This is a genomic window from Glycomyces tritici, from assembly GCF_030403505.1.
Map to the genome: position 1 here is coordinate 104,412 of NZ_JAUEMJ010000001.1, position 12,228 is coordinate 116,639.

A 12,228-nucleotide genomic window follows, 5' to 3' on the forward strand; every position below is an offset into this window, starting at 1 on the left:
GGGATCAGGAGCCGATTCGGTGGACCCGGACGGTGTTCGTCGAACCGGGGGTCCCGGCCGGCGTGCCCGCCACGATGACGACGAGGTCGCCGGGCTCGGCCAGGTGGTGCTCCTGCACGGTCTTGTCGACCAGCTGGAACATCTGGTCGGTGTGGTCCACGTGCTCGACCAGGTAGGAGTCGGTGCCCCAGGACAGCGCCATCTGGTTGCGGACGCTCTCGATCGGGGTGAGGCCGTAGATCGGACGGTCCGGCTTGAGGCGGGCCAGGCGCTTGACGGTGTCACCGGTCTGGGTGAAGGCGACGAGGGCCTTCGCGCCGATCGCCTCGGCGATGTCGGCGGCCGCGTGGGTCACCGCGCCGGACTTCGTCTTCGGGTCGTGGAGCAGCTCGCGCAGGCCGATGGGGCCGCCCTCGGTGGTCTCCACGATCTTGGCCATGGTGCGGACGGTGCCGATCGGGTACTTGCCGACCGAGGTCTCACCGGAGAGCATCACGGCGTCGGTGCCGTCGAGGACGGCGTTGGCGACGTCGGAGACCTCGGCGCGGGTGGGCCGGGCGTTCTCGATCATCGAGTCGAGCATCTGGGTCGCCACGATGACGGGCTTCGCGTTCTCGCGGCAGAGGCGCACGATCTCCTTCTGCACGATCGGGACCTCGTCGAGGGGCATCTCGACGCCCAGGTCGCCGCGGGCGACCATGACGCCGTCGAAGGCCCGGACGATCTCCTCGAGGCGCGCGACGGCCTCGGGCTTCTCGACCTTGGCGATGATCGGGCGGCGCACGCCGACCTCGTCCATCACCTTGTGGCCCAGGCGGACGTCGTCGGGGCTGCGCACGAACGACATCGCGATGAGGTCCACGCCGAGGTTCAGCGCGAACTTCATGTCGGAGATGTCCTTCTCCGACAGCGCCGGGACCGAGATGTTCACGTTCGGCAGCGACAGGCCCTTGTTGTTGGAGACCGGGCCGCCCTCGACGACGAGGCACTCGACGTCGGTGTCGTCGGCGCTGAGGACCTCGAGCGCCAGCTTGCCGTCGTCGACCAGGAGGCGGTCGCCCTTGGTCACCTCGGCCGGCAGCTTCTTGTAGGTGCAGGACACGCGGTCGTGGGTGCCTTCGACGTCGTCCGAGGTGATCCGGATGCGGTCGCCCGCGTCCCACTGCTCGGAGCCGTTGGCGAAGGTGCCCAGGCGGATCTTGGGGCCCTGCATGTCGGCGAGGATGGCGACGGGCTTGCCGGCGGCGTCGGCGGCCTCGCGGACCATCTGGTAGACGGCCTCGTGGTCGGACTGGGCGCCGTGGGAGAAGTTCATGCGGGCGACGTTCATGCCGGCGTCGATCAGGCCGGCCATACGCTCGGGCGTGGCCGTGGCAGGCCCGATGGTGCAGACGATTTTTGCTCTACGAGTCACCCTGCGAGCTTATATCGGACGCCTACTCGCACTCGCAGGGTCTCCGCAGTTGAGAGGTGGAATTCACCGCTGCCGGAATGCAAATCGGAGATAGGCGGAATTGAGCGCGAGTACATATTTACTGCGCTCAATTCCGCCTATTGCACTTACGCCGCGAGTGCCTGTGCGTTCGATTCGACCGGCGCCGGAAGCGCGGTCTGCCCGCCGAGGAAGCGGTGCGCCGCGGCGGCCGCGGCGCGGCCCTCGGCGATCGCCCACACGATGAGCGAGGCTCCACGATGGGCGTCGCCCGCGACGAACACGCCGGGCGCGTCCGTCTGCCAGTCCTCGCCGCAGTCGATCACGTTGCGGCGCGAGCGCTCGATCCCGAACTGCCGCAGCAGCGGCTGGTCCTCGGTGCCCGCGAAGCCGATGGCCAGCAGGACGAGGTCGGCGGGGACGATCTGCTCGGTGCCCTCGACCGGGAGGATGTCGCGGCGGCCCTGGGACTTGTCGACCCGGACCTCGCTGAAGCGCATCTGGCGCACGTGCCCGTGCTCGTCGCCGATGAACTCGGCGGCGGCGGACGCGTAGTTGCGCTCCCCGCCCTCTTCGTGCGCCGGGTAGTTGCGCACGATGACCGGCCAGGTCGGCCACGGGTCGCGGCCGGCGTCGCGCAGCTCCGGCGGGGTCGGGTACAGGTCGAGCTGGCGCACCGAGGCCGCGCCCTGCCGGTGGGCCACGCCCAGGCAGTCCGCGCCGGTGTCGCCGCCGCCGATGATGACGACGTGCTTGCCCTTGGCGTCGATCGGCGCGAACGGGGCCTTGCCCGCGACCACCTGGTTGGCGCCCACGAGGTGCTCCATCGCCTGGTGGATGCCCGCGAGCTCGCGGCCCGGCTGCTCGGTCTCGCGGCCTTCGAGCGCGCCCACGGCCAGGATCACCGCGTCGTGGCGTTCACGCAGGTCCTCGGCGGTGATGTCCACGCCGACGTTGACGTTGCACGCGAACTCGACGCCTTCGGCCCGCATCTGCTCGACCCGGCGGTCGATCTGGTGCTTCTCCAGCTTGAAGTCCGGGATGCCGTAGCGCAGCAGGCCGCCGGGGGCGTCGTCGCGCTCGTACACCGTGACCGCGTGGCCCGCGCGGGCCAGCTGCTGGGCGGCCGCCAGGCCCGCCGGGCCCGAGCCGACCACGCCGACGGACTTGCCGCTGGAGGCCTCGGCCGGCTCCGGCCGGACGTTCGCATCGTCGAACGCGCGGTCGATGATCTCGACCTCGATGTTCTTGATGGTCACCGGGTCGTCCCCGATGCCCAGCACGCACGCCGCCTCGCACGGGGCGGGGCAGAGCCGCCCGGTGAACTCGGGGAAGTTGTTCGTCGCGTGCAGCTGCTCGATCGCCGCGCCCCACCGGCCCGTGCGGGCCAGGTCGTTCCACTCGGGAATCCGGTTCCCCAGCGGGCAGCCGTTGTGGCAGAACGGGATGCCGCAGTCCATGCAGCGCGAAGCCTGGGCCGTCACCAGTTCCTTGGAGGTGCGGGTGTAGACCTCGCGGTTGTCGAGGATGCGCACCGGCACAGGACGCTTCTTCGGCACGGCGCGGCCGTGCTCGAGGAATCCGCTCGGATCAGGCATTGGCGGCCTCCTTCTCGGTCAGGACGAGCGTGCGGGTCGTGATCGTGTCAATGGCTTGACGGGCGAGGACGGCCTTGTACTCGCGGGGGATGACCTTCGTGAAGCCGCTCGCGGCCCGCGGCCACTCGGCCAGCAGGTCCGCCGCGACCGCCGAGCCGGTGGCCCGGCCGTGGCGCAGCAGCAGCGAGTGGACCAGGTCGATGTCGGAGGCCGACAGCGGGTCCAGGTCCGCCAGCGCGGTGTTGGTGCGGGACTCGTCCAGGCGCCACACGTAGGCGACGCCGCCGGACATGCCCGCGGCGAAGTTGCGGCCGGTGGGGCCGAGGACGAGGACGGTGCCGCCGGTCATGTACTCGCAGCCGTGGTCGCCCACGCCTTCGACGACGGCGACGGCGCCGGAGTTGCGGACGGCGAAGCGCTCGCCGACCTTGCCGCGGATGAAGACCTCGCCGGAGGTCGCTCCATAGAGGAGCGTGTTGCCGGCGATGACGTTCTCCTCGGCCTTGAACGGGGCTCCGGCGTCGGGGGTGAGCACGAGGCGCCCGCCCGAGAGGCCCTTGCCGACGTAGTCGTTGGCGTCGCCCACGAGCTTGAAGCTCGCGCCGCGGGTGAGGAACGCGCCGAAGGACTGCCCGGCGGTGCCGCGGAAGGTGAGGTTCACGGTGTCGTCGGCGAGGCCCTCGCGGTGCGCGCGGGAGACCGCGGCGCCCAGGAGGGCGCCGACGGAGCGGTCGGTGTTGCGGATCTCGAGTTCGGCCGCGACCCGCTCGCCCTGCTCGATGGCGGGGCGGGCGATCTCGACGATGCGGGCGCCCAGGGTGTCCTCGACGCCGTGGTCCTGGACGGTGGCCTGCGTGCGCGGGCCCTCGACCGGGGCGGCGATGACGTTCGAGAGGTCCACGCGGGAGGCCTTGCGGCCCGGTCCGGGAATCTGCTTGAGGCGCTCGACCGCGCCGATCGCCTCGTCGAGGGACCGGTAGCCGAGTTCGGCGAGGAGCTCGCGGACCTCTTCGGCGATGTAGCGGAAGAAGTTCTCCACGAATTCGGGTTCGCCGGTGTAGCGCTCGCGCAGGCGCGGGTCCTGGGTGGCGACGCCCACGGGACACGTGTCGAGGTGGCAGACGCGCATCATGACGCAGCCGGTGACGACGAGCGGGGCCGTGGCGAAGCCGAAGCCTTCGGCGCCGAGGAGGGCGGCGACGACGACGTCACGGCCGGTCTTCATGGCGCCGTCCACTTCGAGCTTGACGCGGTCGCGCAGGCCGTTGCGGATGAGGGTCTGCTGGGCCTCGGCGAGCCCGATCTCCCACGGGGTGCCCGCGTGCTTGATCGAGTTGGACGGGGAGGCGCCGGTGCCGCCGTCGTAGCCGGAGATGAGGATGGTGTCCGCTTTGGCCTTGGAGACGCCGGCGGCGACGGTGCCGACGCCGGTCTCCGAGACGAGCTTCACGTGGACCTCGGCGTCGCCGCCTCCGGCGTGCTTGAGGTCGTGGATGAGCTGGGCGAGGTCCTCGATCGAGTAGATGTCGTGGTGCGGGGGCGGGCTGATGAGGCCCACGCCGGGCGTGGCGTTGCGGGTGTCGGCGATCCAGGGATAGACCTTGTACCCGGGCAGCTGGCCGCCCTCGCCGGGCTTGGCGCCCTGGGCCATCTTGATCTGGATGGCGTCGGCGGTGGCCAGGTACTCGGAGGTGACGCCGAAGCGGCCGGAGGCGACCTGCTTGATGGCGCTGCGCCGCAGCGGGTCGTAGAGGCGGTCGACGGCTTCGCCGCCTTCGCCGGAGTTGGAGCGCCCGCCGAGGCGGTTCATGGCGATCGCGAGGGTCTCGTGGGACTCCGCGGAGAGCGCGCCGTAGGACATCGCGCCGGTGTGGAAGCGCTTGACGATGGTCTCGACCGGCTCGACCTCGTCGAGCGGGACCGCCCGGCGGGAGTCGTCGAAGCCGAGCATGCCGCGCAGCAGACCGGAGTCGGCGGCGATGGCGTTGACCTTCTCGGTGTAGCGCTTGAACACGTCGTACTGGCCCGAGCGGGTGGCGTGCTGGAGCAGGAACACCGTCTCGGGGTTGAACAGGTGCACTTCGCCTTCGCGGCGCCACTGGAAGTCGCCGCCCGGGGGCAGCGGCTCGGAGGTCTCGATCCGGCGCTCGTAGGCGGAGCGGTGGCGCTCGGCGACCTCTTTGGCGAGGGTCTGGAGGCCGATGCCGCCGATCGCGGAGTCGGTGCCGGTGAAGTACCGGTCGACGAAGTCCGCGTCGAGGCCGACGGCCTCGAAGATCTGCGCGCCGGTGTAGGAGGCGACGGTGGAGATGCCGATCTTCGACATCACCTTGAGGACGCCGCTGCATAGGCCGTTGATGTAGTTCTCGACGGCCTGGGCCGGTTCGAGGTCGACGACGCCTTCCGCGCACAGCTCTTCGATGGAGTCGAAGGCGAGGTACGGGTTGATGGCGGCGGCGCCGTAGCCGAGGAGGACCGCGGCGTGGTGCACGGTGCGGCAGTCGCCGGTCTCGACCAGGAGCGCGACCTTGGTGCGGGTCTGCTCGCGCACGAGGTGCTGGTGCACGGCGGCGGTGAGCAGGAGCGACGGGATCGGCGCGAGGTCGGCGGTGGAGTCGCGGTCGGAGAGCACGAGGATGCGCACGCCGTCCTCGATGGCCTCGGAGACGTGGCGGCAGATCTCGACCAGGCGGTCCTTGAGGCCGCGCGAGCCGTGGCGGGCCTTGTAGACGCCGGAGACGCGCACGGCTTTGAAGCCGGGCATGTCGCCGTCCTCGTCGATGTGGAGGATCTTGGCGAGCTCTTCGTCCGACAGGATCGGGCGCGCCAGCTCGATCTGGCGGCACGAGTGCGGGCCGGGCTCCAGGAGGTTGCCCTCGGGGCCGACCGTGGTGCCGAGCGCGGTGACGAGCTTCTCGCGGATCGCGTCGAGCGGCGGGTTGGTGACCTGCGCGAACAGCTGCGTGAAGTAGTCGAACAGGAGCTTCGGGCGCTTGGACAGGCCCGCGATGGGCGTGTCCGAGCCCATGGAGACCAGCGGCTCCTCGCCCTTGGACGCCATGGGCGCCAGGATGAGCCGCACCTCCTCGTCGGTGTAGCCGAAGGTGAGCTGGCGGCGGCGCAGGGACTCGGCGTCCCAGCCGACCGGCTCGCGCTCGGGCAGCTCTTCGAGGCGGATGAGTCCGGCGTGGAGCCAGTCCCCGTAGGGGTGCTCCTTCGCGAGGGCGTCCTTCACCTCTTCGTCGTCGAGGATGCGGCCCGCGCCGGTGTCGACGAGGAACATGCGGCCCGGCTCGAGGCGGCCCTTCTGGGCGACCTTGGAGGGCTCGATGTCGACCACGCCGGACTCGGAGGCGAGCACGACGAGGTCGTCGGTGGTGCGCCACCAGCGGGCGGGGCGCAGGCCGTTGCGGTCGAGAACCGCGCCGATCTGGACGCCGTCGGTGAAGCAGACCGCGGCGGGGCCGTCCCACGGCTCCATGATGGAGGCGTGGTAGCGGTAGAAGTCGCGGCGCTTGGGGTCCATGGTCGCGTTGTGCTCCCAGGCCTCCGGCATCATCATGAGCATCGCGTGGGGCAGGCTGCGCCCGCCCAGGTGCAGGAGCTCGACGACCTCGTCGAAGTTCAGGGAGTCCGAGCCGCCCGGGGTGTTGATCGGGAAGAGGCGGCGCAGGCGGCCGGGCAGGGCCTCGGTGGCGAGCTCGGCCTGGCGCGCGGTCATCCAGTTGCGGTTGCCGCGGATGGTGTTGATCTCGCCGTTGTGCGCGACCATCCGGAACGGGTGGGCGAGCGGCCAGGACGGGAACGTGTTCGTGGAGAACCGCGAGTGGACGAGGGCGATGGCGCTCTGGAGGCGCTCGTCGGCCAGCTCGGGGTAGAACTGCGGGACCTGCGCGGGCGTGAGCATGCCCTTGTACACGATGGTGCGGGCCGAGAGGCCGACGATCGCGGAGCCGTCGAGGTGGCGTTCGCGCAGTTCGCGCTCGGCCTGCTTGCGCACGGCGTAGGCGAGGCGGTCGAGGTCGAGTCCGGCGGCGGACCCGTCCTCGGCGGCGAGGAAGACCTGGGAGACGCGCGGCTTGGAGGCCAGGGCGGCGGCGCCGAGGCCGGAGGCGTCGGTGGGCACGTCGCGCCAGCCGAGGACGGTGCAGCCTTCGGCGACGGCGTACTTCTCCACGATCGCGCGGGCGCGCGCGGTCGCGTCGTCGTCTTCAGGGGTGAAGACCAGGCCGGCGGCGTAGTGCCCGGCCTCGGGGAGCGGGAACGCGACCACGGCGCGGTAGTAGGCGTCGGGGATCTGCAGCATGATGCCGGCGCCGTCGCCCGAATCGGGGTCGGGGGCGGTCGCGCCGCGGTGCTCCATGCGCACGAGCGCGGAGAGACCGTGCTCGATGACACTATGGGCCGCCCTGCCTTGCATGTCCGCGACGAACGCGACACCGCAGGCGTCGTGTTCCCAAGCGGGGCGGTAAAGACCGGGCTCTGAGTTCAGGGCAGAACGCAACCGTGGCCTCCTTCGTCGTCGAGGGCTCCAGCAGCAGGTGGGGGCGCGGAGCACTACGGTGTTTCGAACGGGACGACGTCGGCCCGAGAGAATGCAAAGTGTCAGACGAGTGTAATGCATCGCTCATCTGATGGACACCATCGTCCTACGATCCGAGCAGGTCGAGCGGTTTTTCTCACTTGTGCGGCAGCCCCGGGCAACTGATCCGTAATGGGCGCGTAACGCGTTCGCACACGTGGGGCGGGCGGCGCGAACCGGTGGCGGCCGGTGGTTAGAGTGAGCTGATATTCGCGCGGTGCCCATCCCCCGTGCAGGGACACCCCTTCCACAGTACGTTCGCAAGGAGCAATGCACCAATGAGCTATCCCCCGCCCCCTGGCTACGGACAGCAGCCGCAGCAGCCGGGCTACCCGCCGCAGCAGCCGGGCGGGTACGCCCCCCCGCCGGCGCAGCAGCCCTACGGCCAGCCGTCCCAGCCGGGTTACCCGCCCCAGCAGCCCGGATACGGCGCCCAGCAGCCCGGTTACCCGCCCCAGCAGCCGGGCAACCCGTACGGCCCGCCCCCGCTGCCGCCCGGCGCGGGCGGCGGAGGCGGCTTCGGCGACTTCGCCAAGGAGACCGGCAAGGGCCTCCTGTGGAAGATCGTCCCCGTGATCCTCGTCGTCATCGGCCTCGGCATCTACTTCCTCGTCAAGGTCGCCGGCGGCGACAGCGCCGGCGAGGCGCTCGACGAGCTCGACGACTCGAAGATGAGCCCCAGCGCCGCCGCGGGCGACTGCATGATCCAGGACTGGGACTCCAGCGACACCTCGCTCGACGACCCGACCGACAGCCTCATCGTCCCCTGCGACGACCCCACGGCGTTCTGGACGATCACCTCGGTCGACGACTCGATCGACACCGAGACCGACGCCCTGGGCGACGTCGCGGACTTCTCCGAGTTCACCACGATGTGCGGCGACGAGATCCTCGCCCGCACCCCGGGTCAGCTGTGGAAGGACTTCTACTACGTCTACACGGTGGGCGACTACTACATCGACTACGCCTTCTGCCTGGAGGCGATCGACAAGGTCGACGACGCCGGTCAGACGCCGCGCACGCCGGACGCCGGCCAGTGCTTCAACGACGCCGACGACTGGTACAGCGTCGACTGCGGTGCGGCCGACGCCTACTACCAGGTCGACGACGTCATCCTCGTCGACCCGCCCGCGGTCATGACCGAGGACGAGATCGTCGCCCGCACCTCCGAGTGCTCCGGCGGCGAGTCGGTCACCTGGCTCAACCAGAAGTCGACCGACACGTTCGACCTCGACACCAGCGACAACCCGGTCACCGCGATCTACTGCTACACCACCATGTAGCCCGCGAGACCTGACGCGGCAGGGCCGCCCCCGCCCGGGGGCGGCCCTTCTGCGTGCCCGGCGGCCCCGATCCGCCCGCGTACCTGCCGGAATCGGACGCGTCGCTCGCCGTCGCGCCGAACGCTTGCGGAGACTGGTGGGACGAGGGCATCGCAAGCGAGCAATATGATGGAACCCAAGCGCATCCACGACGCCCTCGAGCCCGGCCACGCGACGGAGAACCCCATGACCTATCCCCCGCCGAACCCCTACGACCCCAACCAGTCGCCTGGATACGGCCAGCCCTCGCCCGCACCCCAGCACTACACCACCGACGCCGACCCGTACTCCCGCCCCGACCCGTACGGCCCCGGCGCCGGCTACCCGACCGCCCCGAGCCACCCCGGCAGCGCCCCTCCCGGGCAGCCCTACTCCCCCGGCCCGGCGTACGCGCAGACCGGCGGCTACCAGCAGCCCCCGGTGGGCCCGCCGGGCGGCGCCTTCCAGCCCGGCCAGGCCGCGCCCCCGCCGCCCGGCGGCAACTCGAACACCCCGCTCATCATCACCCTCGTCGTGGTCGTCATCGCCGTCATCGGCGGCGGGATCATGCTGGGCCTCAGCATGACCGGCGACGACGACCCCGACCCGGCGGAGACCACCACCGCCGCGGAGGAGACCAGCGAAGCGGCCGAGGAGACCAGCGCCGCCGAGCCGACCGAGGAGGCGACCACCGAGGGCGAGTCCGTCTACCGCGTTCCGGCCGAAGGCGAGTGCATCGAGAACAACCCCGAGGGCTTCTACGTCGTCGACTGCGGGTCCGACCTGGCCTACTGGGAGGTCCTGCGGGTCGTCCAGAGCCCCGAGGACCCCGAGCCGACCGACGCGGCCCACTCGGTCGCCGCCGCCGACGCCTGCGCGGGCAGCGGCAACACGAACTACTACTACACGGACACCGCGATCGCGGCCGGCCGCGACTGGGACCCCGAGCTCGACTCGATCACCGCGGTCTACTGCGTGAAGGAGGTCTAGGGCCCAGGCCCGCAGCCGGTCTCGGCCGTCGCACCCGTCCGCGGGCTACGATCGGACCATGCCCGTCACAGCGACCGAACTCGACCGGTTCGAGGCCTCCAGGCCCCGCCTGGAGGCCATCGCCTACCGCCTCCTCGGTTCCGCGAGCGAAGCCGAAGACGCCGTCCAGGAGGCCTTCCTGCGCTGGCAGTCGGCCGAGCGCGACCGCATCGAGGTGCCGGAGGCGTGGCTGACGAAGGTGCTCACGAACCTGTGCCTCAACCAGCTCACGTCCGCGCGGGCGCGGCGTGAGACCTATGTGGGCGAATGGCTGCCGGAGCCGCTGTTCGCGGGCGACCCGATGCTCGGCCCGGCCGACACGGCCGAGCAGCGCGAGTCGGTGTCCTTCGCGATGCTCACCCTCATGGAGCGGCTGACCCCGGTGGAGCGCGGCGTGTACGTGCTGCGCGAGGCGTTCGGCTACACGCACCGCGAGATCGCCGGGTTCCTCGAACTCACCGAGGCGTCGAGCCAGCAGATCTACCACCGCGCCAAGAAGCACCTCGCCGACGGCAAGGCCCGCAAGGAGATCGACGAGGCCGACGCCCGCCGGATCGTCGAGGAGTTCCTGGCCGCCGCCACCGGCGGCTCGGTCGCGCCGCTGGTGCAGCTGCTCACCGAGAACGCCGTGTCGATCGGCGACGGCGGCGGGAAGGTCCCCGCCCGCACCAAGCCGTTCCAGGGCGCGAGCGCGGTCGCGAAGTTCCTGTGGGGCCTGTTCAGGCCCGCGGAGGCCAAGCGCGCCATCCTCGGCGGCTCGCCGCAGGTCTACGCCTGGACCGCCAACGGCGAGCCCGCGGCGGTCGCGGTCCTCGACGGCCGGGTCGTCGGCGTCATGTGCCTGGAGGTCGGCGAGGACGGCATCGTCGCGTTCCGCAACCAGGTCAACCCGGACAAGCTCGAACGCGCGACGGCCCAGTGGGCCGCGCTCGACCACGGCGAACCGCTCGTGGTCGCCGCCTTCTAAAACGATGTGACGCGCTTCACTCTCACTTCCTGTCAGGAATCGCGGGGCCGCCCGGTTCAAGTGGCGAACCCGAACCAGACAGGAGCACGCCATGTTCGACGGCCAGAAGCACAGCACGCGGCACCGCATCATCGTCCTCGGAGCCGGCTACACCGGTGCCATCGCCGCCGGTCGCCTCGCCCGCCGGGTGGGCCCTGAGGACGTCCGGATCACCCTCGTCAACGCCGAGCCCGACTTCGTCGAGCGCGTCCGGATGCACCAGGTCGCCGCGGGGCAGGACCTCAAGGTGCGCCCGCTCGCCGACATGCTGGCGGGCACCGGCGTCGAACTGCGCCTCGCCAAGGTCACGGCGGTCGACGCCGACCGCAAGCGCGTCGCGGTCATCGACGCGGACGGCGGCGCCGAGCTGGAGTACGACACGCTCGTCTACGCGCTCGGCAGCGGCTGGAACGACATGGGCGTCCCCGGCACCGCCGAGCACGCCTACGAGGTCGCGAGCCGCCCCGGCGCGCTGAAGCTCCGGGAGCGTCTGGCCCGCATGGACGCCGGGCAGCCCGTCGTGGTCGTCGGCGGCGGCCTCACCGGCATCGAGGCGGTCACCGAGATCGCCGAGGCCCGGCCCGATCTCGACGTCGCGATCGCCGTCCGCGGCGAGTTCGGCGACTGGCTCGCGCCCAAGGCCCGGGCGCACCTGCGCAAGGTCGCCGCCAAGCTCGGCATCACCGTCCACGAGCACGCCGCCGTCACGGCCGTCGCCGCCGACGCGGTGGCGACCGAGACCGGGACGATCCCGGCCGCCGCCACCGTGTGGACCACCGGCTTCGCGGTCCACCCGATCGCCGCCGCGACCACCATGGAGGTCACCGACCGGGGCCAGATCGTCGTGGACCGCGACATGCGCTCGGTCTCGCACCCGGACGTCTACGCCGTCGGCGACGCGGGCTACGCGATCGGCGACGCCGGGAAGCCGCTGCGCATGTCGTGCGCCTCGGGCACCCCGATGGCCTGGCAGGCCGCCGACACCATCGCGGCCCGCCTCACCGGCGGCAAGGCCGGCCGCGCGCCGCTCGCCTACGTCCAGCAGTGCATCTCGCTGGGCCGCAAGGACGGCCTCGTCCAGTTCGTGACCCCTGACGACCAGGCCAAGAACGGCTACCTCGGCGGCCGCCTCGCCGCGGTCTACAAGGAGTTCATCTGCAAGGGCGCCGCCTGGGCCGTCGCCAACCCGACCCTCGCCGTCCCGGTGCGCCGCAGGCACGTCACCGAGGCCGCGACCGCGAACGCGACCGGCGCCGCCGTCGAAGCCCTCGCCTAGGGCA

Annotated in this window: 7 protein-coding genes; 4 read left to right on the plus strand and 3 right to left on the minus strand. The window is 71.3% G+C overall.

Annotated features, from left to right (window positions below; genetic code table 11):
- Positions 1-4: 4 nt before the first annotated feature.
- The 3 genes from pyk to gltB form a co-directional block, all read right to left on the minus strand.
- Positions 5-1,414, minus strand: a complete 1,410-nt coding sequence (gene pyk / locus QWI33_RS00455) for a pyruvate kinase (RefSeq protein ID WP_289953801.1) — start codon at positions 1,412-1,414, stop codon at positions 5-7.
- Positions 1,415-1,560: 146 nt separating this feature from the next.
- Complete coding sequence (locus tag QWI33_RS00460) at positions 1,561-3,030, minus strand: glutamate synthase subunit beta (protein ID WP_289953802.1); 1,470 nt, start codon at positions 3,028-3,030, stop codon at positions 1,561-1,563.
- The gene (gene gltB, locus QWI33_RS00465) at positions 3,023-7,534 is read right to left on the minus strand and encodes a glutamate synthase large subunit (RefSeq protein WP_289953805.1); all 4,512 of its coding nucleotides are present in this window, start codon (positions 7,532-7,534) and stop codon (positions 3,023-3,025) included. The genes QWI33_RS00460 and gltB overlap by 8 nt, the downstream gene beginning before the upstream one ends.
- 356 nt (positions 7,535-7,890) lie before the next feature.
- On the opposite strand from gltB, the gene QWI33_RS00470 reads away from it, so the two are divergent.
- From QWI33_RS00470 to QWI33_RS00485, 4 genes are all read left to right on the plus strand, one after another.
- A complete protein-coding gene (locus QWI33_RS00470; protein WP_289953807.1) occupies positions 7,891-8,895 on the plus strand; it encodes a hypothetical protein in 1,005 nt (334 codons plus the stop codon).
- A 168-nt stretch (positions 8,896-9,063) separates the two neighbouring features.
- Positions 9,064-9,903 (plus strand): hypothetical protein, encoded by an 840-nt coding sequence (locus QWI33_RS00475; protein ID WP_289953808.1) that lies wholly within the window; start codon positions 9,064-9,066, stop codon positions 9,901-9,903.
- 58 nt (positions 9,904-9,961) lie between these two features.
- The gene (sigJ, locus tag QWI33_RS00480; protein WP_289953810.1) at positions 9,962-10,909 is read left to right on the plus strand and encodes an RNA polymerase sigma factor SigJ; all 948 of its coding nucleotides are present in this window, start codon (positions 9,962-9,964) and stop codon (positions 10,907-10,909) included.
- 91 nt (positions 10,910-11,000) lie between these two features.
- Positions 11,001-12,224, plus strand: coding sequence for an NAD(P)/FAD-dependent oxidoreductase (locus QWI33_RS00485; protein ID WP_289953812.1), 1,224 nt, complete (start codon positions 11,001-11,003; stop codon positions 12,222-12,224).
- Positions 12,225-12,228: the final 4 nt, after the last annotated feature.